Source organism: Verrucosispora sp. WMMD1129 (genome assembly GCF_029581255.1).
Lineage (GTDB): Bacteria > Actinomycetota > Actinomycetes > Mycobacteriales > Micromonosporaceae > Micromonospora > Micromonospora sediminimaris.
In genome coordinates this window covers 2,115,337-2,142,087 of record NZ_CP120741.1, presented here as the reverse complement: position 1 = coordinate 2,142,087, position 26,751 = coordinate 2,115,337, and the positions used below count along the sequence as shown (strand labels likewise).

Annotated in this window: 18 protein-coding genes; 13 read left to right on the top strand and 5 right to left on the bottom strand. The window is 71.6% G+C overall.

Annotated features, from left to right (window positions below):
* Positions 1-35 precede the first annotated feature (35 nt).
* The 6 genes from ligA to O7624_RS09710 all read left to right on the top strand — a co-directional run bounded on the left by ligA (position 36) and on the right by O7624_RS09710 (position 10,736).
* Positions 36-2,168: an NAD-dependent DNA ligase LigA gene (ligA, locus tag O7624_RS09735; protein ID WP_093401790.1), complete on the top strand. Its 2,133-nt coding sequence runs from the start codon at positions 36-38 to the stop codon at positions 2,166-2,168.
* Between the two features lie 145 nt (positions 2,169-2,313).
* Entirely contained in the window at positions 2,314-4,803 is a 2,490-nt protein-coding gene (locus O7624_RS09730; protein WP_282239749.1) for an EAL domain-containing protein, read from the top strand.
* A 170-nt stretch (positions 4,804-4,973) separates the two neighbouring features.
* A complete protein-coding gene (gene gatC / locus O7624_RS09725) occupies positions 4,974-5,279 on the top strand; it encodes an Asp-tRNA(Asn)/Glu-tRNA(Gln) amidotransferase subunit GatC (RefSeq protein ID WP_088995614.1) in 306 nt (101 codons plus the stop codon).
* Entirely contained in the window at positions 5,276-6,751 is a 1,476-nt protein-coding gene (gatA, locus tag O7624_RS09720) for an Asp-tRNA(Asn)/Glu-tRNA(Gln) amidotransferase subunit GatA (protein WP_282239748.1), read from the top strand. Before gatC ends, gatA begins: the two co-directional genes overlap by 4 nt.
* A gap of 13 nt (positions 6,752-6,764) precedes the next feature.
* Positions 6,765-8,264, top strand: coding sequence for an Asp-tRNA(Asn)/Glu-tRNA(Gln) amidotransferase subunit GatB (gatB, locus tag O7624_RS09715; RefSeq protein WP_282239747.1), 1,500 nt, complete (start codon positions 6,765-6,767; stop codon positions 8,262-8,264).
* Positions 8,265-8,378: 114 nt separating this feature from the next.
* A complete protein-coding gene (locus tag O7624_RS09710) occupies positions 8,379-10,736 on the top strand; it encodes a pyruvate dehydrogenase (RefSeq protein WP_282239746.1) in 2,358 nt (785 codons plus the stop codon).
* 152 nt (positions 10,737-10,888) lie between these two features.
* Here O7624_RS09710 and O7624_RS09705 read toward each other — a convergent pair whose 3' ends face one another.
* Both O7624_RS09705 and O7624_RS09700 read right to left on the bottom strand, forming a co-directional pair.
* Positions 10,889-12,511: a metallophosphoesterase gene (locus O7624_RS09705; RefSeq protein ID WP_282239745.1), complete on the bottom strand. Its 1,623-nt coding sequence runs from the start codon at positions 12,509-12,511 to the stop codon at positions 10,889-10,891.
* 66 nt (positions 12,512-12,577) lie between these two features.
* Positions 12,578-13,750 (bottom strand): PQQ-dependent sugar dehydrogenase, encoded by a 1,173-nt coding sequence (locus O7624_RS09700; protein ID WP_282240593.1) that lies wholly within the window; start codon positions 13,748-13,750, stop codon positions 12,578-12,580.
* Positions 13,751-13,840: 90 nt separating this feature from the next.
* Here O7624_RS09700 and O7624_RS09695 point away from each other — a divergent pair, with 90 nt between their 5' ends.
* The gene (locus O7624_RS09695; RefSeq protein ID WP_282239744.1) at positions 13,841-14,767 is read left to right on the top strand and encodes a 2-hydroxyacid dehydrogenase; all 927 of its coding nucleotides are present in this window, start codon (positions 13,841-13,843) and stop codon (positions 14,765-14,767) included.
* On the opposite strand, the gene O7624_RS09690 is transcribed toward O7624_RS09695, so the two are convergent.
* Complete coding sequence (locus O7624_RS09690) at positions 14,761-15,138, bottom strand: PH domain-containing protein (RefSeq protein WP_210938819.1); 378 nt, start codon at positions 15,136-15,138, stop codon at positions 14,761-14,763. The two genes, O7624_RS09695 and O7624_RS09690, sit on opposite strands and share 7 nt — an antisense overlap.
* A 232-nt stretch (positions 15,139-15,370) precedes the next feature.
* Between O7624_RS09690 and O7624_RS09685 the strand changes: the two genes are divergently transcribed.
* Positions 15,371-17,626 carry a bifunctional diguanylate cyclase/phosphodiesterase gene (locus O7624_RS09685; protein ID WP_282239743.1) on the top strand — a complete coding sequence of 752 codons (2,256 nt, stop codon included), beginning with the start codon at positions 15,371-15,373 and terminating at the stop codon, positions 17,624-17,626.
* A 19-nt stretch (positions 17,627-17,645) separates the two neighbouring features.
* Here the strand turns inward: O7624_RS09685 and O7624_RS09680 are convergent, their stop codons facing one another.
* A complete protein-coding gene (locus O7624_RS09680) occupies positions 17,646-18,668 on the bottom strand; it encodes a LacI family DNA-binding transcriptional regulator (RefSeq protein ID WP_093401782.1) in 1,023 nt (340 codons plus the stop codon).
* A 382-nt stretch (positions 18,669-19,050) separates the two neighbouring features.
* On the opposite strand from O7624_RS09680, the gene O7624_RS09675 reads away from it, so the two are divergent.
* The 4 genes from O7624_RS09675 (at position 19,051) to O7624_RS09660 (ending at position 24,850) form a co-directional block, all read left to right on the top strand.
* Positions 19,051-20,328 carry an ABC transporter substrate-binding protein gene (locus O7624_RS09675; RefSeq protein ID WP_282239742.1) on the top strand — a complete coding sequence of 426 codons (1,278 nt, stop codon included), beginning with the start codon at positions 19,051-19,053 and terminating at the stop codon, positions 20,326-20,328.
* A gap of 85 nt (positions 20,329-20,413) precedes the next feature.
* Positions 20,414-21,406: a sugar ABC transporter permease gene (locus tag O7624_RS09670; RefSeq protein WP_282239741.1), complete on the top strand. Its 993-nt coding sequence runs from the start codon at positions 20,414-20,416 to the stop codon at positions 21,404-21,406.
* A 118-nt stretch (positions 21,407-21,524) separates the two neighbouring features.
* Positions 21,525-22,370 (top strand): carbohydrate ABC transporter permease, encoded by an 846-nt coding sequence (locus O7624_RS09665; RefSeq protein WP_232511055.1) that lies wholly within the window; start codon positions 21,525-21,527, stop codon positions 22,368-22,370.
* A gap of 53 nt (positions 22,371-22,423) precedes the next feature.
* Entirely contained in the window at positions 22,424-24,850 is a 2,427-nt protein-coding gene (locus O7624_RS09660) for a glycoside hydrolase family 2 protein (RefSeq protein WP_282240591.1), read from the top strand.
* Between the two features lie 146 nt (positions 24,851-24,996).
* Here the strand turns inward: O7624_RS09660 and O7624_RS09655 are convergent, their stop codons facing one another.
* A complete protein-coding gene (locus O7624_RS09655; RefSeq protein ID WP_269739462.1) occupies positions 24,997-25,455 on the bottom strand; it encodes a DUF2690 domain-containing protein in 459 nt (152 codons plus the stop codon).
* A 140-nt stretch (positions 25,456-25,595) separates the two neighbouring features.
* On the opposite strand from O7624_RS09655, the gene O7624_RS09650 reads away from it, so the two are divergent.
* The gene (locus O7624_RS09650) at positions 25,596-26,714 is read left to right on the top strand and encodes a helix-turn-helix domain-containing protein (protein WP_282239740.1); all 1,119 of its coding nucleotides are present in this window, start codon (positions 25,596-25,598) and stop codon (positions 26,712-26,714) included.
* Positions 26,715-26,751 lie beyond the last annotated feature (37 nt).

Genomic DNA, 26,751 nt, shown 5'->3' with positions numbered 1-26,751 from the left:
ACGGGAGGTCGACAGCGGTGTCCGGAGGCGGCAGGGTGTCGGAGGAAGCGGTTCCCCAGCAGGTTGATGCGGCGCAGGAGGCCGCCGGCCCCGAGCCGACGCCGCAGGCGCGGGAGCGGCACACCACGCTCAGTCAGGAGCTGACCGAGCACCAGTACCGCTACTACGTGCTCGACGCGCCGACGATCTCCGACGCCGACTTCGACCGCCAACTGCGCGAGCTGGAGGCGCTGGAGGCGGAGTTCCCGGCGTTGCGCACCCCGGATTCACCGACCCAACGGGTCGGCGGCACGTTCTCCACCGACTTCACTCCGGTCGCCCACGCCGAACGGATGATGTCGCTGGACAATGCCTTCGCCGACGAGGAGTTGGCCGCCTGGGCGGAGCGGGTCGAGCGGGACGCGGGTGGTCCGGCGCCCTACCTGTGCGAGCTGAAGGTCGACGGGCTGGCGATCAACCTCACCTACGAAGGCGGCCGGCTGGTTCGGGCGGCCACCCGCGGCGACGGCCGCACCGGCGAGGACGTCACCGCCAACGTGCGCAGCATCCGGGACGTGCCCGGTCGGCTGACCGACTCGGCGGAGTTCGGCCCGGCCCCCGATTTCATCGAGGTGCGGGGCGAGATCTACTTCCCGGTGGCCGCCTTCGCCGATCTCAACGCCGGCCTGGTCGAGCAGGGCAAGGCACCCTTCGCCAACCCCCGCAACGCGGCGGCCGGCAGCCTGCGGCAGAAGGATCCACGGATCACCGCCTCCCGCCCGCTGCGCCTGGTGGTGCACGGCATCGGCGCCCGTCGCGGTTTCCAGCCGGCCACCCAGTCCGAGTCGTACGCGGCGTTGACGGCGTGGGGGCTGCCCACCAGCGACCGCTGGCGGGTGGTGCCCGACCTGGCCGGCGTCCGGGACTACATCGCGCACTACGCGGCGCACCGGCACGACGTCGAGCACGAGATCGACGGCGTGGTGGTGAAGGTCGACCCGGTGCCCATCCAGGGGCGGCTGGGTTCGACCAGCCGGGCACCACGCTGGGCGATCGCCTTCAAGTATCCGCCGGAGGAGGTCAACACCACCCTGCTCGACATCGAGGTCGAGGTCGGGCGGACCGGTCGGGTCACGCCCCGGGCGGTGCTCCAGCCGGTCCGGGTGGCCGGCTCCACCGTCGAGTACGCCACCCTGCACAACGCCCGCGAGGTCGAGCGCAAAGGGGTGCTGATCGGCGACACGGTGGTGATCCGCAAGGCTGGTGACGTGATCCCCGAGGTGCTCGGCCCGGTGGTCGACCTGCGTCCGCCGGACGCCCGGCCGTTCGTCATGCCGACCACCTGCCCGGCCTGCGGCACCCCGCTCGCCCCCGCGAAAGAGGGCGACGTCGACATCCGGTGCCCCAACTCGCGCAGCTGTCCGGCACAGTTGCGGGAGCGGGTGTTCCACCTGGCCGGGCGCGGCGCGTTCGACATCGAGGCGCTCGGCTACAAGAGCGGCGCCGCGCTGCTCGATGCGCAGATCATCACCGACGAGGGTGACCTGTTCTCGCTGGACGCCGAGCAGCTGGCCCGCGCGCCGTTCTTCGTCAACAAGGACGGCAGCCTCGGCAGCAACGCCGCCAAGCTGCTCGACAACCTCGCCACCGCCCGGGAACGTGACCTGTGGCGGGTGCTGGTGGCCCTCTCCATCCGGCACGTCGGCCCGACCGCCGCCCAGGCGCTGGCCCGACACTTCCGCTCGGTCGAGGCGATCGACCAGGCGACCGAGGAGGAACTCTCCTCAGTCGACGGTGTCGGTCCGACCATCGCCGCCAGCATCCGCGAGTGGTTCGCCGTCGACTGGCACCGCGAGGTGGTTCGGAAATGGGCCGAGGCGGGCGTCCGCATGGCGGAGGCGGCGGTGCAGGAGGGGCCGCGCCCGCTGGAAGGGGTGACGGTGGTGGTCACCGGCACGCTCGGCGGTTTCTCCCGGGACCAGGCGGCCGAGGCGATCCAGTCCCGGGGTGGCAAGGTCAGCGGATCGGTGTCGAAGAAGACGGGCTTCGTCGTGGTGGGCGACAACCCCGGCTCCAAAGCGGACAAGGCGGCCAGTCTGAAGGTGCCCGTGCTCGATGAGGAGGGTTTCCAGGTGCTCCTTGACGCCGGCCCCGAGGCGGCCCGGCAGGTCGCCCGCGTCGAGGAGTGATGATCTTTACGGCACTCTGCCGGATACCAACTTAATTACGACTACGACCGATTCGTGACTGTCGCGACGGGAAAGTGGGGGGTGGGGGCGTTTCATTGGGGCACGGCGCGTGGAACCACGGGCCGGTCTCGTGCCGGGAGGTGTGATGGAGTCGCCCGATCCGCGCAACCTCGTCCCGCCCGGGCGGACGGCGCAGTTCTCGACGTTTGTCGCGGCCGTACTCGTGGTGGCCCTGCTCGTCTCGGCGAACGGGCTGGTGTCGTTCGCTTCGGCCCTGCCCGACCTGCCGGCGGCGTTCTGGACGATGGCGGTGCTCGCCGTGGCCTGCGACGCCCGGCCCTTCCTGCCGCCCGGCCGGGGGCAGTCCTCCTCGGCCGTCTTTCCCTCGACCTGCTTCACGTTCGCGATCCTGCTCGGTTGGGGACTCGGCCCTGCGGTCGCGGTGCAGGCGGTCGCCGTCGTGGTGTCCGGGGTCCGGATGCGGCACGCGCCCTGGCGGACGGCCTTCAACGCCGGGCAGTACGCCTGCTCGCTGGCAGCGGCGTACACGATCACCCGGCTCGGCCCCGGCGGGATCTACGATGGTGCGGCGCTGGGCTGGACCGACATCGCCGCGATCGGCGGCGCCGGGGTCGCCTGGTTCGCGGTCAACTACGGGTTGGTCACCACCGCGGTGCGGCTGCGCTTCGGTGAGCGGTGGTGGCCCAACGCCTGGCACGGCCTGCCCTTCGAACTGCTCTCCACCGGGTCGTTGCTGCTGCTCGCGCCGGTGCTGGTCACCGCCGCCAGGGCAAGCGCCGCCCTGGTGCCGCTGGTGCTGGTGCCGCTGTTCGCGGTCTACCGGATGGCCCGGCTCACCGTGGAGCAGCACCAGTTGGCCGCGCTCGACCCGCTCACCGGGCTACCCAACCGCAAGGCGTTGCTGGCTGAGGTCAACGAGCAGGTGCACCGGCACGCCGAGCGGGCCGCCCGAGGAGAGCCCGAAACACGCCTCGCCCTCCTCCTGATCGACCTGGACCGGTTCAAGAACGTCAACGACGCGCTCGGCCACGCGGTCGGCGACCGGCTGCTGGTGGAGGTGAGCGCCCGGTTGACCGACGTGGTCGCGCCGCCGCAGATGGTCGCCCGGCTCGGCGGCGACGAGTTCGCGATCGTGATGACCGGGCTCACCGATGTCAGTGAGGCCCGTTCGCTGGCCGACCAGGTCGTCCAGACCCTCGCCGAGCCGGTGCCGCTGGACGGGCTGCCGCTGGATGTCGGCGGCTCCATCGGCATCGCCCTGTTTCCGGATCACGGCGAGGACTTCGCCACCCTGATGCGGCACGCGGACGTCGCCATGTACGACGCGAAGCACCGCAACGACACCGTCGCCGTCTACACCGCCGAGTCCGACCACAACTCCGCCGAGCGGTTGGCGCTCCTGGCCGACCTGCGCCGGGTGCTGGAGGTCGGTGCCTCGGGTCGAGCCGACGGGTCCGCGCCGGCCGAGGCGACCGCCGGCCGCCCCGTCGACCAGGCGACCGGCAACCCGCGACCCACCGTCCGCGGCGGGGACGGCGCGGTGCTGCCCACCTCCGGGCCGTCGGAGGAGCCGGTCGGCATCCGATGGTGGAGCCGGCGGCGACGTCGTCCCCGGGTGCTGCACCACGACGACGAGCTGATCGCCCGGATCATCACCGGCGCGGACCCGACCCTGCGCCGGGCGGCCCGCGACGTGGGATCGAATGCTGTGACGGCAGACGGCACGGGTTGGCCCGGGGCGCATGACGGTGGCCAGCCGCAGCTCGGCGACGGAGCGGATCCCGCAGTCCCGACCGCCGACGACCGCTCCGGTGCCGAGCCGGCAACGGACGCGGGCGAGATCATGATGTATTACCAGCCGCAGGTCGCCATCGCCACCGGCGAGGTGGTCGGGGTCGAGGCCCTGCTGCGCTGGCGGCACCCACGCCGGGGGATGGTCGACCCGGAGGAACTGATCCGGGTCGCCGAGCAGAGCGCGGTGATGCGGCTGCTCACCCGCCGGGTCGTCGACGACGTGGTGGAGCAGCTCGCCAAGTGGTCGGCGGCCGGCCTCGGGCTGCGGGCGGCGTTGAACGTCAGCGTGCGGGACCTGCACACCGGCGAGATCGCCGACCAGATCGCCGACCGGCTCGCCCGCTACGGCGTGGCGCCGGATCGACTGCAACTGGAGATCACCGAGGGCGCGCTGATGGCCGACCCGCGTCGGGTGTTGACCACCATCACCCGGCTGCACCGGATCGGGGTGGGCATCGCGCTGGACGACTTCGGCACCGGCTACTCCAGCCTTCAGCACCTGCGCCGGCTGCCGCTGTCGGAGGTGAAGGTCGACCGCTCGTTCGTCCTCGGCATGACCGAGGACACCGACGACGCGGCGATCGTCCGCTCCACGATCGAGCTGGCCAAGGCGTTGGGGCTGCGGGTGGTGGCCGAGGGCGTGGAGGACGAGCGGACCTGGCGGATGCTGCACGCGGCCGGCTGCGACGCCGCCCAGGGCTGGTTCTACGCCCGGCCGATGCCGGCGGAGGAACTGGTCGCCTGGCTGGCCCGGTACCGTCCGCTGCGGCCGCTCGGCGGCCACGACGAGGCGGAGATCCCCCGCCGGCACGCCCGCTGATCCCACGGCGCCGGTCGGGCCGGGACCAGCCGGTCGGGCCGGCGCTCGGGGAGGCGGCAACGGCCCGCCGAGCGGGAAACAATAGACTCGCTGCGGTCACCGCGCGTCGCGTACCCGGCAGCGGTGGGCGCAGGTCAGGCAGACGCAGCATAGCCACGAAGGGGGCACCGATGGCCGCCATCTCCCGCGAGGAGGTCGCGCACCTGGCGCGACTGTCGCGGCTCGCCGTGACAGAGGAGGAGTTGGACACCTTCGCCGGTCAGCTCGACGTGATCCTCCAAGCGGTCGCGCAGGTGGGCGAGGTCGCCGCCGCGGACATCCCGCCGACCTCCCACTCGGTGCCACTGACGAACGTGCTCCGCGAGGACGTCGTGACGCCGTGCCTGACTCCTGAGGAAGCGTTGTCGGGTGCCCCCGACGCGGAGGAGCAGCGGTTCCGCGTACCGCGGATTCTGGACGAGGATGTGGCCTCATGACCGACGTCACCGCAATGACCGCGACGCAGATCGCGGGGCTCGTCGCCACCGGCGCGGCTTCCGCCGTCGAGGTCACCCAGGCCCACCTGGACCGGATCGCCGCGGTCGACGGCCGGGTCAACGCCTTCCTGCACGTCGACACCGAGGGCGCGCTCGCTGCCGCCCGCGACATCGACGCCCGCCGGGCGGCCGGCGAGGAACTGGGGCCGCTGGCCGGTGTGCCGGTCGCGGTCAAGGACGTCCTCACCACCAAGGGCGTGCCGACCACCGTCGGGTCGAAGATCCTTGAGGGCTGGCGTCCGCCGTACGACTCGACGATCGTGGAACGGCTGCGCGCCGCCGGCACGGTGATGCTCGGCAAGACCAACATGGACGAGTTCGCCATGGGCTCCTCGACGGAATACTCGGCGTACGGGCCGAGCCGCAACCCGTGGGACACCGACCGCATTCCGGGTGGATCCGGTGGGGGGAGCGCGGCGGCGCTCGCCGCGTACGAGGCGCCGCTGGCGATCGGTTCGGACACCGGTGGCTCGATCCGTCAGCCCGGGGCGGTGACCGGCACCGTCGGCGCGAAACCCACCTACGGCGGCACCTCCCGGTACGGGCTGGTGGCCTTCTCCTCCTCGCTGGACACTCCCGGCCCGTGCGCCCGTACCGTGCTCGACGCGGCGTTGCTGCACGCGGCGATCGGCGGGCATGACCCGCGTGACTCCACCTCCATCCCGGCACCGGTGCCGGACGTGGTGGCCGCGGCCAAGCTCGGCGCGACCGGCGACCTGAGCGGCGTACGGCTGGGCATCGTCACCGAGTTCGGCGGCGAGGGCGCGGAGCCGGGCGTGACGGCCGCCTTCAACGAGGCCGTCGCCACGCTTACCAAACTCGGCGCGGAGATCGTCGAGATCTCCTGCCCGCACTTCCGGTACGCGCTCCCGGCGTACTACCTGATCGCGCCCAGCGAGTGCTCCTCGAACCTGGCCCGCTTCGACGGTGTCCGGTTCGGGTTGCGGACCGGCGACGACGGCAACCGGTCGCTGGAGGAGGTCATGTCGCTGACCCGGGAGGCCGGCTTCGGCCCCGAGGTCAAGCGGCGCATCATGCTCGGCACGTACGCGCTCTCCTCGGGCTACTACGACGCCTACTACGGGCAGGCGCAGAAGGTGCGTACGCTGATCACCCGCGACTTCACCGCGGCGTTCGAGCGGGTCGACGCGCTGATCTCGCCGACCACCCCGTTCGTCGCCTTCCCGCTCGGCGCACGCACCTCCGACCCGTACCAGATGTACCTGGCCGACCTGTTCACCATTCCGAGCAACCTGTACGGCGGGCCGGGCATCTCGGTGCCGTGCGGGCTCTCCGACGGGCTGCCGGTCGGACTTCAGGTGATGGCCCCGACGCTTGCCGACGACCGGATGTACCGGGTCGCCGCCGCGTTGGAGAGCGCCGTCGGCACGTTCACCCCACCGGCACTGTGAGGCAGGAGCACAGATGACCACGACACTGCCCGCGTACGACGAGGTCGTCGCGCGCTACGAGCCGGTGATCGGCCTGGAGACCCACGTCGAGCTGGGCACGAACACCAAGATGTTCTGTGGCTGCCCGACCGACTTCGGCGGCGAGCCGAACACCCGCGTCTGCCCGGTCTGCCTGGGGCTGCCCGGCTCGCTGCCGGTGGCGAACAAGGCGGCGATCGAGGCGACCATCCGGATCGGCCTGGCGCTGAACTGCTCCATCGCGACCTGGTGCCGGTTCGCCCGGAAGAACTACTTCTACCCGGACATGCCGAAGAACTTCCAGATCAGCCAGTACGACGAGCCACTCTGCGTCGACGGTTACCTGGACGTCGAGGTCAACGGCGAGACGGTGCGGATCGGCATCGAGCGGGTGCACCTGGAGGAGGACACCGGCAAGACGCTGCACGTCGGCGGTGCCACCGGCCGGATCCACGGCGCGACCGAGTCGCTCGTCGACTACAACCGGGCCGGCATTCCGCTCGTGGAGATCGTCACCAAGCCGATCCCGGGCACCGCTGCGCTGGCGCCCGAGGTGGCGCGCGCGTACGTCACCGAACTGCGGGACGTGATCCGCAGCCTGGGCGTCTCCGACGTGCGCATGGAGGAGGGCTCGCTGCGGTGTGACGTGAACACCTCACTCAACCTGCCCGGTCAGGAGTGGGGCACGCGTACCGAGACCAAGAACGTCAACTCGCTGCGGTCGGTCGAGCGGGCGGTCCGCTCGGAGATGCTGCGCCAGGCCGCCGTACTCGACGCCGGTGGCCGGATCACCCAGGAGACCCGGCACTTCCACGAGGACACCGGGGACACCACCCCGGGTCGGTCCAAGGAGACCGCCACCGACTACCGGTACTTCCCGGAGCCGGACCTGGTGCCCCTCGCCCCGGACCCGGCCTGGGTGGCGGAGCTGAAGGCCGCCCTGCCGGAGCTGCCCCGGCTGCACCGCCGCCGGCTCCAGCAGGCGTGGGGGCTCTCCGATCTCGACATGCAGTCGGTGCTCAACGCCGGCGCGGTCGAGCTGATCGAGGCCACCGTGGCGGCTGGTGCGACACCGGCCGCGGCCCGCAAGTGGTGGCTGGGTGAGCTGTCCCGGCGGGCCAACGAGACGGGCGTGGAGCTGGCCGACATCGGGGCCACCCCGGCCCAGGTCGCCGAGCTTCAGGGCCTGGTGGACGCCGGCAAGCTCAACGACAAGCTGGCCCGCACCGTGCTGGAGGGCGTGGTCGCCGGTGAGGGTTCACCGACCGAGATCATGACCAATCGCAGGCTGGAGGTCGTCTCCGACACCGGCGCGCTGACCGCGGCGGTGGACGAGGCGATCGCCGCCAACCCGGCCATCGCCGACAAGGTCCGCAGCGGCAAGGTGGCCGCGGCCGGTGCCCTGGTCGGCGCGGTCATGAAGACCACCCGGGGCCAGGCCGACGCCCAGACCGTCCGCACTCTGATCCTGGAGCGTCTCGGCGTCTCAGCCTGATCTCGTTGAGCATGAGGTTGGCGGCAGCTTGAAGATCAACATTTGCCGCCAACCGATGATCAACCAGCGTCACCTCGATGGGCGTCAATGGGGATGCCCGGATGGAGTTCCAGCGTGGACCAGCGTGATCTCGATGTTCTCGACGAGATCCAGCGGCGGGTGTTGTGGCTCGCCACTCGGATCGTGGACGCGGCGAACCATGATCGCGGTACCGGCGACGGGGTGAAGGTCGGTGGGCACCAGGCGTCCAGCGCCTCGCTTGTCACCGCGATGACCGCGCTGTGGTTCGCCCATCTGGACGCCGAGGACCGGGTAGCGGTCAAGCCGCACGCCTCCCCGGTCTTCCACGCCATCCAGTACCTGCTGGGCAACCTGGACCGGTCGTACCTGCCCCGGCTGCGGGCACGGGGCGGCCTCCAGTCGTACCCGTCGCGGACGAAGGACCCGGACGAGGTGGACTTCTCCACCGGCTCGGTGGGGCTCGGCGCCGCCGCGCCGCTGTTCGCGGCGGTGACTCGGCGCTACGTCGACGCCCACTTCGGGGCGCGGCCGCACTCCCGGTTCGTCGCCCTGATCGGTGACGCCGAACTGGACGAGGGCAACATCTGGGAGGCCGTCGCCGACCCGGCCACCACCGGGCTCGGCAACGTGATGTGGGTGGTCGACTTCAACCGGCAGTCGCTGGACCGGGTCGTCCCCGGGGTGCGGATCGACCAGTGGCGCGGCCAGTTCGAGGCCGCCGGCTGGCACGTCGTCGAGGTGAAGTACGGCCGCCGGCTCGCCGAGGCGTACGACCGACCGGGCGGGGCGGCGCTGCGCGACTGGATCGACGCGATGCCGAACGAGCAGTACCAGTCGCTGTTCGGGCTGACCGGCCCGGCGCTGCGCAAGCAGTTCCTGGACGGTGCCCCCGAGGGCATCGCGGAGTTGATCGCCGACGTCTCGGACGCCGATCTCGGCCCGCTCGTCACCGACCTGGGCGGGCACGACCTGGCGGCGCTGCTCGACGCGTACGCCCAGTGCGACGCGGTGACCGACCGCCCGAGCGTGGTGTTCGCGTACACCGTCAAGGGTTGGGGGTTGCCGATCGCCGGCAATCCGCGCAACCACTCCGCCCTGCTGACCAGCGAACAGGTCGACGCGTTGCGCGCCGCGCAGGGGTTGACCCGGGACACCGAGTGGGACCGTCTCGACCCGGCCTCGCCGGCCGGGATCCGGGCCGGGCAGCGCCGGGAGGCGCTGTCCCGCGCGCCCCGCGAGCGTGCGCTCGGGGTCACCGTGCCCCAGGCCACGAACGTACGCGCCAACAAGCCGATCTCCAGCCAGGAGGTCTTCGGTCGGGTGCTTGTGGACCTGGCCCGTGATCCACAGGTGGGCCGGTACCTCGTCACCACCGCGCCGGACGTGGCCACCTCCACAAACCTGGCCGGGTTCATCAACAAGACCGGCGTGTTCGCACCGACCGCCCAGCGTTCCTGGTCGGAGGACCGGATGCTGCGCTGGACGGAGAGCCCCGAGGGGCAGCACATCGAGCTGGGCATCTCCGAGATGAACCTGTTCCTGCTGCTCGGCCAGCTCGGCCTGGCGTGGGACCTCTCCGGGCAGCCGCTGCTGCCGGTCGGCACCGTCTACGACCCGTTCGTGCTGCGCGGGCTGGACGCGTTCCTCTACGGCACCTACTCGGGTGCCCGCTTCGTCGTCGCGGGCACCCCGTCCGGGGTCACTCTCGCGCCGGAGGGCGGCGCCCACCAGTCGACCATCACCGCGAGCGTGGGCCTGGAACTGCCCGGGGTGACATTCGTCGAGCCCGCGTACGCGGCAAGCCTCGACTGGCTGCTCTGCGACGCGTTCGGGCACATCGCCGGTACGGTTCGGCCGACGACGACTGCGGTGCCGGCCGAGGACGGGGCGTACTACTTCCGGCTCAGCACCCGGCCGGTGGACCAGGCGCCGTTCGAGGCGGCCCGGGCCCGGCTCGGTGACGCGGTACTCCGCCGGCAGGTGCTCGCCGGGGCGTACCGGTTGGTCGACGCTCACCAGGCGTACCCGCACCTGGCCGACGCGCCGACTGTGCAACTGGCCGCCTCCGGGGCGGTGCTGCCCGAGGTGCTGGCCGCCGCGGCGGAACTGGCCGACGAGGGGGTCGCGGCCCATGTGGTGGACGTGACCAGCCTGGATCGCCTCTACCGGGCGTGGCAGCGCACCCTGCGTCAGGGCGTACGCACGGCGACCGTGCCGAGCGTGCCGGGCGCGCTGCGGTCCGCCTTCGCCGACCGGGTGCCGGTGGTGACCGTGCACGACGCCGCCTCGCACGCCATGGCCTGGCTCGGCTCGGCGGTCGGTGCCCCCGCGGTGCCGCTCGGTGTCGACGAGTTCGGCCAGTCCGGCAGCGTCCACGACCTCTACGACCTGCACGACCTCCTCCCCGGCAGCATCGTCAACGCCGCCCTAGCCGCCCTCTCCCTCCGCTAACCACCCACCCCCCACCCCACCCTGCCCCGCTCCCCCCTGCTCCGTTGATCAAGAAGTTTTCGTCACGGTGGAGCGCTCTCCCTGGCGAAAACTTCTTGATCAACGGGGTGAATGGGGGTGGGGCGGGGGGCTGGGTGGGGGGTGGGTGGGGGTTAGCGGGTGGGGGTGGGGGTGGGGGTGGGGGAGATGGTGGTGGTGGGGGTGGGGGTTGGGGTGGCGCCCAGGGGGGTGGTGGGGGGAGGGGCGATGACGGTGCGTTCGAGGTTGACCTGGGCCTGGCCGGTGCCGCCCACGGTGATGTCGTCGTACGCCTGGAGTCGCTTCTCCTGATCGAAGTAGAGCACCGTCATCGCCAGCGGGGTCGGCTCCTCGCCTTCCAGCCCGCGCAACCCGGCACCGCCGGTGGAACCCTGCACCATGAGCGTGGTGGGCTGCTGGCCGGGCACCTCCGGCAGCGTGTTGATCTGCCGGTCGTGGGTGTGCCCGGCGAGCACCAGCGGGCAGGCGCCGGAGAGCGGGCCGGCGGCGGCCGGGTCGTGCACCAGCGCGATGTCGACCGGTCGGGGAGAGCTGCGAATCGTGGTGGCGAGCTTCTCGCCCGTCGTGATCAACTCGTCGGCGGTGGGTTGGCTCAGCCCACCGCTGGCCGGCGAGGTGCTCTTGTCCGGGGTGAAGCGGGGGTCACCGATGCCGGCGATGGTCAGCCCGGCGACGGTGGTCGTGGTGTTGTCCAGCACGACCGCGTTGGGTTGGCGGGCCACCGCCGCCGCCGTACGCCCCGAGTCGTGGTTGCCCCGGATGTAGACGTACGGCTTCTCCAGCAGGCTGATCGAGCCGACGTACGACGCCTCCGGCTCGCTGCCCCAGTCGGTGATGTCGCCGGTGTCGATCACCACGTCGATGCCGAACTGCTCGGTCACGGTCCGGATGATCTGCCAGGCGCTCGGGTTCAGATGCAGGTCGGAGATGTGCAGCACCCGGGTGGTGCCCGGGTCCGGCTCGTACACCGGCAGCGCCGACACCGTCGTGTACAGCTGGGTGACGTTGCCGATGAGCCGCTGGAGCTGCTCGGCGTACCGGGTGTAGTCGTCGGCGATCTTACGCACGTCGCCGACGATCGCCGGGGCGTTGACCAGCAGTCCCTCGTACCGGGGCTCCTCGATCGACTGGGGCCGGATGGTCGCCGCGGCGGTGCCCAGGCTGCCGGCCGTGATCAGCAGCGCCAGCCCGCCGGCCCAGGCCGCCCGTCGGGTGTCCCGGAACACCAGCAGCGCCAGCACCAGGGTGGCCAGTACGGCGGAACCGACAGTGCGCAGCCCGAGCCGCATCACCCCCTCCCGGACCTCGTCGACCGCCGACTGGGTGGCCCGGTTGAGGCTCGCCGGATCGTCGATCAGCGCCTCGACCCGGCTCTGCTCCAACGCGCCCAGCTCCACGGTCAGCTGGGTCGGCCCGCCGTGACTGTCCAGCAGCAGCGAGCCCAGCGGCGGGATGTTGACGGTGGTACCGCCGTCGGTCGTCGGCGACACGGAGAGCCGAGCGTGGAACGGCCCGATGTCGGTGCCCACGTTCCCGCCCGCCACCACACCGGCGAGCACACCGACAAGCGTCACGACCAGGATGGCCACGGCCACGGCGAAGCGGCGCAGGCCCAGCCGCCACCCGCCGTCGGGATGCGATGCCGAGCGTCGCGTCAGTGGGAAACGGCGCGGCCGACCAGGGGGCGTCTTCCCGTCCCGATCGCGGCGCGGCTCGTCGTTCTGCTGACCGTCCATGCTGAGATTCTGACCTGCCCGCCGAAGGATCTTGGCAAACCTGGAATGTCGCGTCGGGCGACCGACTCAGCTGCGCCCGGCACCGCCACCGGCGAAGACCAGACGCAGCAGCCGGTCGTCCTCGGGCGTCGGCCGGCCCCGCCCGTCGTGGTTGGAGGTGCCGACCCAGAGCGAACCGTCCGGCGCGGCGGCGATCCCGCGCAGCCGACCGTACCGCTCGGTCAGCAGTGCCTGCGGCTGGCCGAGGACCGTGCCGGTCTCGGTCAGCTCGACCAGCCAGAGCCGCTGACCGCGCAGGCAGGCGGTGGCGAGCATCCGTTCCACCGCGGCCAGGCCGGAGCAGGACGCCTCGTCGGTCGACCACTGCACGATCGGGTCGACGTACCGCTCGTCGTCGCCGCGTCCCTCGACCTCGGGCCAGCCGTAGTTCTTGCCCTTGGTGATCTGGTTGATCTCGTCCCAGGTGTTCTGGCCGAACTCGACGGCGTACATCCGGTCGCCGGACCAGGCGATGCCCTGCACGTTGCGGTGACCCAGGGACCAGACCGGGGAGTCCGGGAAGGGATTTCCGGGAGCCGGCTTCCCATCCGGCGTGATCCGCAGGATCTTGCCGCCGAGCTGCTTGACGTCCTGCGACTGGTCGGTGTCCCCCGCGTCGCCGGTGCTGGCGTAGAGCTGCCCGTCGGGACCGAACGCCAGGCCGCCCCCGTTGTGGATGCCCGCCTTGGGGATGCCGGTGAGGATCGGCTTCGGCTCCTCACCGAGTCGCAGCCGGGCCACGCGGTTGTCCCGTTCGGCGGTGTAGTAGACGAACACCGTGCGGTCCTGGGCGAACTCCGGGGAGACCGCGATGCCCAGCAGGCCGCCTTCACCCGAGGCGACCACGTCGTCGATGGTCTGCACCTCGGTGATCTTCAGGCCGTCCGCGGTCGACTCCGGGCCGACCTGGACGATGCGGCCACTGTCGCGTTCGGTGACCAGGGCGCCGCCGTCGGGTAGGAAGGCGATCCCCCACGGCACCCGCAGCCCCTGGGCGAGCACGGTGGCGACAACCTCCTGGTCGCCGTTGTCCGCGGTGATCGTCGGGCTGGGCAGGTTCGGTGGCGCGCCGGCCGGGTCGGGTTCCGGGTCACCGAGGCTGCAACCGCTGGCAACGAGCAGCAGCGTCGCGCAGGACGCCACGAGGGCGGCACGAATCTGACGGGCGCGGAGGTACGGGGGAGCGCTCACCCGCCCCAGAGTAGCCCGCCGGGGCCGGGCCCGTGGAAGGCGACGCCGTGCTGCCCCCCATCGGCTGGTCGGGCTGCGCCGACGCCTATCGTCGGCCGGGTGAAGGTATGGATCCCGCACGAGGCCGGCCACGCCCTGCTCGGCGAGTTGCCGCCGGAGGTCACCGTCGAGACGATGGCGGATCCGGCGAAGCTGCCCTCGCCGATGGCCGGCGTCCGATTCTGGGTACCGCCCTTCCTGGCGGGCGAGGACGCGGTGGCCGTGCTGCACGAGCTGCCGGACCTGGCGGTGGTGCAGCTGCTCTCGGCCGGGGCGGACGCCTGGGTGGGTCGGATACCGGCCGGCGTCACGCTCTGCGACGCCCGTGGGGTGCACGATCCGTCCACCGCCGAATGGGTGGTCGCCGCGATTCTCTCCCAGTTGCGTGCCTTCCCGACGATGGCCCGGGCGCAGGCCCGGCGACGGTGGGCGTACGACGAGGTGGCCCCGACCGACGAGCTGGCCGGCAAACGGGTGTTGATCGTCGGGGCCGGGTCGATCGGTACCGCGTTGCGGCAGCGGCTGACGCCGTTCGAGGTGGAGTTCGTGATGGTGGCCCGGACCGCCCGGCCCGAGCAGGGGGTGCACGGTGTCGACGAGCTGCCGCGACTACTGCCGCAGGCCGACGTCGTGGTGCTGCTGGTGCCGTTGACCGAGCAGACCCGGGGGCTGGTCGACGAGACGTTCCTCGCCGCGATGCGGGACGGTGCCCTGCTGGTGAACGCCGCCCGGGGCCCGGTGGCCCGGACCGACGCCCTGGTGGCCGAGCTGGCCACCGGACGGATCTCCGCCGCGCTGGACGTCACCGATCCCGAGCCGCTGCCCGCCGACCATCCGCTCTGGGAGCTGCCGAACGTGCTGATCACTCCGCACGTGGCCGGCTCGGTGCGGGGGCTGTTGCCCAGGGCGTACCGCCTGGTGGGCCAGCAGATCCGACGGTTCGTGGCCGGTGAGCCGCCGCGCAACGTGGTGGTGGACGGCTACTGATCCGCTTCGGTGACGTCGCGTCCGGCCGCCGCCACCAGCCTCGGCAGGTCTGCCCCACGCACGGCCGGGAGCACGAACCATCGGCCGTCGTCGAGCTGGGCCACCGCCCGCCCGCGCGGATCGGCCGCCAGCTCGACCACCTGCTCCCAGGAGAATCGGCGCTCTCCGGCGAGCGCCCGTACCCGTAGTCCACGGGCGTCGGCGTCGGTGCCGGCCCGCCAGGCCCAGACGGCCACCGCCAGCGGCACCAGCAGCACCGGCAGCAGATAGGGGCGGGAACTGGCCAGCGGCAGGGCGCCGATGGTGGCGACGATCGCCCCGACCAGGATGGCCTGGTTGTGCCGGAATCGTGCGGTGTCGGTGCGAGGCATGACCAGATGATCCCACCCGGGCCGGGACGGCCGGCGGTGGGCCGAGGTCGCGCGCGGCATCGAGCGGCGGGTGGAACCGGGCACGGCCCATCTTGACACTCGGTTGTCGTGACCTGACTCACTGTCGACTGGCCGTCACTTCCCGCCGAGTGACTCGTTCATCGATGGTGGGCGGTGGACCATGTCTGTCGTCCGCGCACCGCCCCCGTGCCCCCTCACGAAGGCGACCGTCGTGCCCGTCGCGTCTGTGTTCCGTGCCGCCCCGTTGCGGGCCAGCGCACACCGTCCGCTCCTGCCCGAGATCTGCGTGCTCGCGGTCGCCGCCGTGCTGATCGCCCTCGGCACCGCCGGTCCGGTTCCCGCCCTCGCCGTGGTGGCACTCGCCGGTGCGGCCGCGTCCACACTGGCCGGGGTGCGGCTGTCCCGGCTGACCCTCGGCCCCGACTCGCCCGACGGCAGCCCACCTGCCGGACGGGTGGCCCGCCGTCGGGCGGCGCGTCCGCGTCGGGCCGCCGCCCTGCTGCATGCCGCGGTGGTGACCGCTGGCCTGACCGCGGCGGTGCTACCGCTGGCCTCCGCCGGATACCGTTCGGCGGCCGCTGCGGCCGGGCTCGCCGGCACCACCGCGCTGCTCGGCGGCGGCCTGTTCAGCCTGTATCGGTCGCGGCCGTCGATCCGGGGACGCCTGCACCGCCTACTCGACCAGGCCGCGCCCGGTGTCTGCCTGATCCTCACCGCCTGGCTGCTGCTGCCGTACGCCGGTGTGCCGGCCCCGCTGCGGCTGGCGGTCGCGGTGGTCCTGGGACTGCTCGCCGTCGACGCGTTGGCCATGCTGACCGGGCCCGGTCGCGACGGCGGCTCCGCCCGCTGCCGCGCAGGCGCCGGGTTGACCCTTCTCGCCCTGGTGCTGCTGGCCGCGTTGCCGGCCGGTCCCGCCGCCGGGCGCGCGGCGCTGCTGGCCGTGCCGCCCCTGGTGGTCGGCGTGCTGCTGGTCGCCGCCGGGGTTCGGCAGGTGGCGCAGGCCGCGCCCACCCGGCAGACCGCGCTGGTCTGGCCACGGGCGGTGCTGCCACCGGTCGCAGTGGTGCTCGCCGTCGTCCACCAGTTGCAGGTCGGCCTGCTACCCGACCGTACGGCGGTGCTGCTCGCGCTCGCCGTGATCCCGCCGCTGGTGGCGCGTGAGTTGTTCGGTGCCGCCACCCTGACCGGGTCGGAGGCGCCGGCGGCCACCGCCCCGACACCGGCCCCCGCCGAGTCGAGCGGCTCGACCGGTCGCGTCGCCCTGCTGGGGGCGCTGGCGGCCCGTCCCGAGCCGGTCTCCGGCGCTCTGCTCGTGATCGATCTGCACCTCACCGAGCTGCCCGGCCGGCTGGTGCGCGACGACGTGGCGGCCGAGGCCGTCCGTCGGGCCCGAGCCGTGGCGGCCGACGAGGACGAGGTGTTCGACCTGGCCGGCAGTGGACTCGCGGTGGTCAGCGGGTCCGGTCCGGTGCTGGCGTACGCGCTGGGTACCCGGCTGCTCAGCGCGCTGAGCCGACCCTACGAGGTTTCCGGGGCGGTGCTGCGGTCGCGACCCAGCGTCGGACTGGCCGAGCTGGGCCGGGGTCGGCCGGAGGATCTGTTCCGCCAGGCGGATCTGGCCCGTCGACGCGCGGCCCAGCTCGGCCGGGACCGGGTCGAGTGGTACGACGCCTATCTGGAGGAGCAACTGGTCCGCCGGCTGGACCTGGAGCGGGAACTGCCCGGCGCGGTGGCCCGGGGCGAGTTGGACCTGGTCTACCAGCCCGTCCTCGGCCTGGTCGATCGGGCGCCGGTCGGCACGGAGGCGCTGCTGCGGTGGCGCAACCCGGTGCTGGGCACCGTGTTTCCGGCGGAGCTGCTTCCGGTGGCCGAGGATCTCGACATCATGGGTGAGCTGGGGGTCTGGGTGCTGGACCGGGCCTGTCGACAGCTGGCCGACTGGACGGTGGGTGGCCGACGGCTGTGGATGGCGGTGAACGTGACCACCCGTGAGCTCACCTCACCGGACTTCGTGCCCCGGACGGCAGCGGTGTTGGAGGCGTACGGGGTGGGACCGGACCAGCTGGTGATCGAGGTCGCCGAGCCGAAGGTCGCCGCCGAGCTGCCGACTGTGGTCGCCCGGCTGGCCGGACTGCGCTCGATGGGCATCCGCACCGCGCTTGACGACTTCCGGGCCGAGCACGCCTCCCTCGCTCAGCTCCGGCGACTACCGATCGACCTGCTCAAGGTCGGGCCGGAGGTGGCCACGGCGGGCGGCGACCCGCACCGCCCCCTGCTGGACGTGGTGGTCACCGTGGCCGAACGGTTGGGCCTTGAGGTGGTGGCCGAAGAGCTGGAATCGGCTCACCAGGTCGAGGGGGCGCACCGGGCCGGATGCCGGTACGGCCAGGGCTTCGAGCTGGCCCGGCCGGCTACCGCCGAGCGGGTCGAGGCGTACTTCGAGGAGTTTCCGTCGACGTCGCGCTGAGAGCAGCTGCTTAACCGTTTCACTTGCTGGTGGGGGCGGGACCGGTGCTGCCGCGTGGGGTCAGGTGTGGGGCCTCGTCCTCCAGCCCGACCGTCGGGGCGCCCTCGATCAGCTGTAGCAGCTGGCGCGCGGCATGCGCCCCGTACGCCGGGATGTCCCGGCCCAGCGCGGTGAGCGGCGGATGCACCAGCCGGCACAGCGGGGAGTCGTCCCAGGCCACGATGGACAGGTCGGCGGGGACTGCGAGCCCCATCTCCTGGGCGACCGACAGCCCGGCGATCGCCATCACGTCGTTGTCGTAGATCACCGCGGTCGGGCGGACCCGGGAACTGAGCAGCCGCCGGGTGGCTCGTGCGCCCTCCTCGCCGGTGTAGTCGGAGGGGGCGGTGACCGCGTCGGCCAGGCCGAGCCGCCGGCACGCGTCGGTGAACGCCTGGGTGCGGATCGCGGTGTGCAGCAGCTCGGGTAGGCCGCCGACCCGGGCGATCCGCCGGTGGCCGAGCGCGTAGAGATACTCCACGGTCTCCACCAGCGCCGCCGCGTCGTTCGACCAGACACTCGGGAGCCCGCCGGTGCCCGTTGGCCCGCCGATCACCACGGCCGGCAGGCCCAGTTCCTCAAGCACCGGCACCCGGCCGTCGTCGGTTCGCAGGTCGCAGACGAGTACGCCGTCGACCCGTCGCTCACCCCACCAGCGCCGGTAGACCGCGATCTCGGCGCTCTGGTCGGCCACCACCTGGAGCGTCAGCGCGTACGACCGGGCGGACAGCTCCGCCTCGACGCCGCTGATCAGCTCCATGAAGAAGGGCTCGATGCCGAGGGTGCGGGCCGGTCGGGCGAGGATCAGGCCGATGGCGCGGGCGGTCGCGCCGGACAGCGCGCGGGCGGCGCTGCTCGGGCTGAACCCGATCTCGGCGGCGATGGCGAGAATGCGCTGCCGGGTCGCCTCGGAGACGCCCGGCTGGCCGTTCAGCGCGTACGAGACCGCGCCCTTGGAGACTCCCGCCCGGCGGGCGACGTCCGCGATCGTGGGCCGCTTCACCGGCGTACGTCCTCCTGAACCAGTTCGTCCTGCCGGCCGTGTCGATGGCGCGGGCGGCGTGGGACACGCTACCCGGCTGCCTGCCTCTAGGGCGGTACGGGGCGGCTCGACACCGGCAGGCAGGCGAACTTGTGCGGTTCAGTCTACGGGATCGGCTGGCCGGTTCCCCTCGTCGCGTTCGGGAATCCGTTGCCCGGATGCGTGAAACCGCCTGCCAGAAGGCGATCCTGCGCAACCGAACGGGCACGAGGTTTCGGGTTGGGCTCGGTGTTAACCCGTCGTTGACACGCCGAGACCACCCCCGTACGGTGACGTCACTTATCCGGTTCAGTCAACGTTCCTCGATCTCTGGAACGTGTCCAATGGTCTCGGAGGATGGGTCATGAGACGGTCTACGCCTCGGTGGCTGCGGGTCGCAGCCGTAGGTCTGACGGTCGGCTCCCTGGTCGTCGCGTGCAGCGGACGCAGCACCCAGGGCGGTGGCGACAGCGGCGGCGCGGTGGCGCTGACGATCAATTTCTGGGGCGACTTCGGGCTCCAGGACCTGAAGGCGAAGTACGAGGCGGAGAACCAGAACGTCAAGATCGCCCTCAACTCCGGCGAGTACAACGCCCAGCACGAGGACCTGCAGAAGAAGTTGATCGCCGGCTCGGGCGCACCCGACATCGCGGCCATCGACGAGGGCTTCATGGTCCAGTTCCGCAGCCAGGCCGACAAGTTCGTCAACCTGCTCGACTCCGGTGCCGGCAAGTACGAGACCAGCTACCTGCCGTGGAAGTGGAAGCAGTCCCTGTCGGCCGACGGCCGTACCCAGATCGGCCTCGGCACCGACGTCGGCGGCCTGGCCATGTGCTACCGCACCGACCTGTTCGAGGCTGCCGGCCTGCCCACCGAGCGGGACCAGGTCTCCGCGCTCTGGCCCACCTGGGACGCGTTCCTCACCATCGGCCAGCAGTACACCGCCAAGACCAAGAAAAAGTTCGTCGACAACGCGACGAACCTGTTCAACCCGATCCTCGGTCAGCAGCCTGTCGGTTTCTACGACGAGAACGAGCAACTGCGGATGGAGGGCGGTCCCAGGGTCGCGTTCGACTACGCGGTCCGGGCCGCCGACGCCGGCCTGTCGGCCAACCTCACAAGCTTCCAGGCCGACTGGGACAAGGGCTTCACCAGCGGGTCGTTCGCGGTGCTGGCCTGCCCAGCGTGGATGCTCGGGCACATCCAGAACACCGCCCCCGGCACCAAGGGCAAGTGGGACATCGCCGCTGTGCCTGGTGGTGGCGGCAACTGGGGCGGTTCCTTCCTCACCATTCCCAAGCAGGGCAGGAACGTCGACGAGGCGTACAAGTTCCTGGAGTGGCTGATCCAGCCGGCGCAGCAGATCGAGGTCTTCAAGACGGTCGGGAACCTGCCCTCGCAGCCGGCGCTCTACGCCGACCCCGCGATCGCCGACTTCAAGAACGAGTTCTTCAACTCCGCGCCGGTCGGCCAGATCTTCCCGAAGATGGCCGAGGGCCTGACCCCGCAGTACCTGGGCAAGAAGAACGGCCCCACCCGGGTCGCCGTGGAGAACGTCATCAACCGGGTGCAGAACGGCACGCTCACGTCGGACGCCGCCTGGGCCGAGGCGATCAAGGAAGCCGAGAAGGCCAGCAGGTAACGCCATCGAGACTGGCGCGGGCGCGTGGGCGCCCGCGCCCACCTCGATTCCGGTCTGAAGTCCCCCCGTCGCCCCTGGAGCGCCCATGCCCACCACGCGCGCCGCCCCCGAACCGGCCACCCGCCGCCCCCGGCCGTCCCCCGGCCGGTCGATGACCTGGCGTGACCGGCTGCACCGCTTCGACATGCGGTACGTGCCGTACCTGATGATCGCGCCGTTCTTCCTGCTCTTCTTCGTCTTCGGGCTCTTCCCGATGATCTTCAACGGTGTGGTGGCGTTACGCCACTGGCGCCTGGACGACCCGGAGCTGACCGGCTGGGCCGGCTTCGCGAACTTCAGCCGGCTGTTCACCGACGGCGACTTCGGCAACGCCCTCTACAACACCTTCGGCATCTTTCTGCTCTCCACAGTGCCGCAACTGCTGCTCGCGCTGATCATCGCGGCGCTGCTCAACCGCCGGCTCCGGGCCCAGACCTGGTGGCGGGTCGGCGCGCTGCTGCCCTACATCACCCCGATCACCGCCTCGACGCTTGTCTTCAACGTCTTCTTCTCCCGCGACCTCGGCATGGCGAACTGGGCACTGGGCCTGATCGGGATCGGCACCGAGAACCCGATCGACTGGCGGGCCGACAAACTCCACTCCTGGATCGCCATCGCCACGATGGTCAACTGGAAGTGGATCGGCTACAACGCCCTGCTCTACCTGGCGGCGATGCAGTCCATTCCACGCGACGTGTACGAGGCGTCGGCGCTCGACGGCGCCGGCCCGTGGCGGCAGCTCTGGCGGATCACCGTGCCGATGATCCGGCCGGTGGTCATCTTCACCGTGGTGCTGTCCACCATCGGCGGGCTGCAACTGTTCACCGAGCCGATGCTGTTCGACCTCAACGCGCAGGCCGCCACCGGCGGTGCCGGCGGCGAGTGGCAGACCGTGGCGCAGCTGATCTACAAGGTCGGCTGGAAGGACCTCAACCTCGGGTACGCCGCCGCGATGTCCTGGGCACTGTTCTTGATCATCCTCGTGGTCGCGGCCCTGAACACCCTGCTGACCAACCGCATCTCGGGGGGACGCAAATGAGCGAGCGAATCGATCGGCTCAGCGCGTTGAGCGAGCGAAGCGAGGTGGCGCGGTGAGCCTTCTGGAGCGACCCCGGCCGACACCGTCGGCGACGCGCGGCGGACGAAAGCGGGCCGCGCTGCTGGGCCGGGCGCCGCAGGACACCCCGGCCGGCTTCTGGACCTACCTGCTCCTGGCCCTGAGCACGCTGTTCGCGGCGTTCCCGCTGTACTGGATGTTCGTCATCTCCACCAGCACCGACGAGGCGACCTCCCAACTGCCGCCGGTGGTGGTCCCGGGCGACCAGTTCCTGGTCAACCTGGACGAGGTCTTCTCCCTCCAGGATGTCTACTTCGCCGCCTCCCTGGTGAACAGTGTGATCGTCTCGACCGTGGTCACCGCGTCGGTGCTGTTCTTCTGCTCGTTGGCCGGATTCGCCTTCGCCAAGCTGCGGTTCCGGGGCAGCAGGCCGCTGATGCTGTTCGTGATCCTCACCCTGACCGTGCCCAACCAACTCGGCGTGGTCGCGCTCTACATCGTGATGGGCAAGCTGGGCTGGAACGGCACCCTGCTGGCGGTGATAGTGCCCGGCCTGGTCACCGCCTTCGGGGTGTTCTACATGCGACAGTTCATCGTCAACACGGTGCCGGACGAACTGGTCGAGTCGGCCCGGGTGGACGGCGCCACCACCATGCGGGTCTACTGGAACATCGTGTTGCCGGCGGTGCGGCCGGCGCTTGCGGTGCTCGGCCTGCTCACCTTCGTGGCCACCTGGAACGACTTCCAGTGGCCACTGATCACCCTCAACGGCACCGACTATCCCACCTCAATGGTGGCCATCTCCGACCTGGCCAGCGGCAACTACGTCATCTACCGCCGGGTGCTGGCCGGCGCGTTCGTGGCCACCATCCCATTGTTGATCATGCTCGTCATCGGCGGTCGGCAGATCGTTCGGGGAATCATGGAAGGCGCGGTGAAGTCTTGAGCGACGCGCGGGGGACCGGTCCGATCCGGCAGACACTGCACGACGGGTGGACCATGCGGGCGGTACCCGGCCAGCAGGTGCCACCCGAGGTGGACGGGGCGACGGTGCCGGCCACCCTGCCGGGTTGTGTGCACACCGATCTGCTGGCGGCCGGGTTGATCCCCGATCCGTACCTCGACGACAACGAGACCGCGCTGGCCTGGATCGGCCGCACCGACTGGGCGTACGAGACCACCTTCGACCGACCGCCCGGCGACCACGCCCGCCTCGACCTGGTCTGCGCCGGCCTGGACACGGTCGCCACGATCACGCTCAACGGCGTCGAGGTCGGCCACACCGAGAACATGCACCGAGGCCACCGCTTCGACGTCGGGTCGCTGCTCCGCACCGAGGGCAACCACCTGGTCGTACGCTTCGACTCCGCCTACCGGTACGCGGAGGCGCAGCGTGATCGGCTCGGCGATCGCCCCAACGCGTACCCGGAGCCGTTCCAGTTCATCCGCAAGATGGCCTGCAACTTCGGCTGGGACTGGGGGCCGACGCTTGTCACCGCCGGCATCTGGCAGGAGATCGCCCTGCACGGCTGGTCGGTCGCCCGACTGGCGACGGTACGCCCACTTGTCACGGTCGACGGCGACACCGGCCGGGTGGCGGTGCACGTCGAGGTGGAACGGGCCACCGACCGGCCGCTCACCGTCCGGGCGCAGGTGGCGGGCCAGCGCGCCGAGGTGACCATCCCGGCGGGGCAACGTTCCGCAGTGCTGGCCCTCACCGTGCACCGGCCGGAACTCTGGTGGCCCCGGGGCTACGGCGTGCCGCACCGCCACGAACTGACGGTCACCCTGCACGATGCCGACGGCGGCCCGCTCGACGAATGGCACCGCCGGATCGGCTTCCGGTCGGTACGCCTGGACACCACCCCCGACGAGCACGGTGCCCCGTTCACGCTGTACGTCAACGAGATGCCGATCTTCGTCCGGGGCGTCAACTGGATCCCCGACGACGTCTTCCCCAACCGGATCACCCGCGCGCGCCTGGCCCACCGCTTCGACCAGGCCGAGACGGCGAACATCAACCTGCTGCGGGTCTGGGGCGGCGGCCGGTACGAGTCGGCGGACTTCTACGACCTGGCCGACGAACGCGGGCTGCTGGTGCAGCAGGACTTCCTCTTCGCCTGCGCGGCGTACCCGGAGGAGGAGCCGTTCGCCACCGAGGTGGCCACCGAGGCCACCGAACAGGTGGTCCGTCTCGCGCCGCACCCCTCGCTGGTGCTCTGGACCGGCAACAACGAGAACATCTGGGGCTGGCACGACTGGGACTGGCAGGCCCCGCTGGCCGGGCGCAGCTGGGGGCGGGGCTACTACCTCGACCTGCTGCCGCGCATCGTCGCCACGCTGGACCCGACCCGCCCGTACTGGCCGGGCAGCCCCTGGTCGGGCAGCGAGGAGATCCACCCCAACGATCCGGCGTACGGCACCACGCACATCTGGGACGTGTGGAACACCGACGACTACGTCAAGTACCGCGAGTACCTGCCCCGGTTCGTGGCCGAGTTCGGCTACCAGGGGCCGCCCGCGTACGCGACGCTGCGCCGGGCCCTCTCCGACGAGCCCCTCGCCCACGACTCACCCGGCATGGCGCACCACCAGAAGGCCACCGACGGGGACCGTAAGCTGCGCCGAGGGCTGGACGCGCACCTGCCCGAGCCGCGGGACTTCGACGACTGGCACTGGCTGACCCAGCTCAACCAGGCCCGGGCCATCGCCCTCGGGGTGGAACACTTCCGCTCCCACCGGGGCCGGTGCATGGGCACCATCGTCTGGCAGCTCAACGACTGCTGGCCGGTCACCTCGTGGGCCGCCATCGACGGCGACGGCCGCCGCAAACCACTCTGGTACGCGCTGCGCCGCTCCTACGCCGACCGGCTGCTCACCGTGCAGCCCCGTGACGGTGGGCTGGCCCTGGTCGCGGTCAACGACGGCGGGCTGCCGTGGCGGGCGTCGATCACGGTCAGCCGGCTCACCCTGGCTGGGGAACCGAAAGCGAAGTCCACCCTGGAGCTGGAAGTGCCTGCGTACGAGACGGTGACCCTGGCGCTGGCGGCGGAGCTGGCCCGGCCCGACGACGCCCGGGACGAACTGCTGGTCGCCGAGACCGACGACCCGGCCGAACGTGCCTGGTGGTTCTTTGCCGAGGACCGCGACCTGCGATGGCCGGCGGCGGTCTTCGACGCGACGGTGCAGCCGGCCGACGGCGGTCAGCAGGTACGCGTCACCGCCCGCACCATCCTGCGCGACGTGACCCTGTTTCCGGATCGCCTCGACCCGTCCGCCGAGGTCGACATGGCGCTCGTCACCCTGCTCCCGGGCGAGGCGGCGACCTTCACGGTGCGGTCGGCGGCACCCCTCGACCCCACCGCCCTGATCACCCGCCCGGTGCTGCGCTGCGTCAACGACCTGCCGGTAGGGCCGCCTTCATGACGGCTCGGGCGGAGGGGCCGCTTCCCGGCCTCACCGCCGCAGTGGTGGATGGTCACCGGGCCGGCGCGTGGTCCCATGACGCGCCGGCCCGGTAGCCCTGTCTGCCCGTCCTGCTCGCACCGCAGGACCGGCCCCGGGGGAGATCGTCAGGCGCAGAGCGCGTTGCTGGTGTAAGTCGTGCCGGAGGAGGTGGTCACCTCGCCGACCGCGCAGACCGTCATGTTGTGGCCGTAGAGCTGGTCGCCGTAGTACTGGGTGCCCGTACCGCCGTACCAACTGGTGTTGCCGTGCGGGTTGGACCGGTACACCCGGACCCGGACGGTGTTGTGCGGGCTGACCCGGTTGGAGATCCGACCCCAGTTGGTCTTGCAGGTCTCACTCCAGCGCAGCTCCACGACGGCGAGGGTGGTCGAACCCTGCATGATGTACGCCGGGTAGTTCGTGGCGTTACGGGCGTTCGCGGAGCAGCCGGTGTCGATCGGGTCGGTGCCGTCGCAGCCGTGACCGCTACAGGTGGCGGCGCTGGCGGGCGTCGCGACCAGGAGGCTGGCGGCGATGAGGGCGCCTGCGGCAGCGGCGGCCAACCGGCGGGCGTTCCGGATCATTGTCTCTCCTGACCTCTGATGGGCTGTGTCAGCCCTAGGATTCGGCTCCTCATCTCTACCGTCCGTCGACACTGATCTCTACGCTGTGTCGCGTCGGACAATGAATCCCGGTTGTGGTCAATCAATTCGAGGAGCGGCCCATGGCCCGGGCGGAACGCCCCCTGGACCCCACCGCCGACCCGCTTCAGGCGTTCGCCGCCGACCTGAGGATCCTGCGTGACAAGGCAGGCCGCCCCACCTATCAGGCCCTCGCCCGGCGCGCCCACCGGTCCGCGAGCTCGCTGTCCGAGGCGGCCGGTGGCCGGCGGCTGCCGACGCTGGACACGACCCTGGCGTACGTGCGTGCGCTCGGCGGCGACGAGGCGGAATGGACCGAGCGGTGGCGCGTCGTCGCCGGGCACGTGACGGCAGCACAGGGCCACGCCGGCCCGACCGGCGACCACGACGGTGGCAGCGAGACGCGACCTGCCACCGCGCCACCTGCGGTCGGGGATTCCGCCACCGCGCCACCTGCGGTTGGGGGGCCGGTCGCCGTGCGATCCGCGACCGTGGATTCCGGCGCTGCGCCGCCTGCGGCTGCGGGTCCGGCCGCTGTGCCGCCGACCACCAACTCGCCGGTCGCCGCGCCGCCCGCCGCATCGAGGGAGGACGGCCAAAAACCGCATGACCCGCCCACCCCGGCCGGTGACACCGCTTCATCCCGCTCGGTCGGGCGCACCGCCCGGGCCGTTCTCGCCGGGGCGCTGGTGCTGGCCGGGCTCGTCGCGGTGCCCTGGCTCGCCGGAGGGTTCGGCAAGCCGGAGGCGGGCAGCAACACGCCGCCTGCGGCCGAGCCGACGACCGTGACGGTGGGCGTCCGCGACGGTGCCGACCCGAAGGACGCCGGCTGCGCCGCAGACGCCGACGTGACCACACTCGAAAGCGCCGCCGTGCTGCTCGACGAACGGGTGATCGGCACTGTCGAGTTGCGCTACTCGCCCGCGTGCGGGGCGAGTTGGCCGCGATTCGTGCCGGTGCCGGCAGTGGTGGAGGTGCCCCGGCCCGCCCGGATCCAGCTCACCGTGTTCGATGGCGACGATGCCGGCCGGCAGGCCGACTTCGCGATGGACTACGCCGGCATTTCCACCTTCGGCAACCTGCTGACCAGCACACGGACCTGTGTCTGGGCCCAGGTGCAGCTTTCCGGCCAGGGCTGGGCCTCGCCCCTGGCGCGCACCGGCTGCTGGCGAGGCGCCACCCAGGTGAGACCGATCCCCTGAACCGCTCGCCCGGCTCACGGCGGCTCTCACCCTGGTC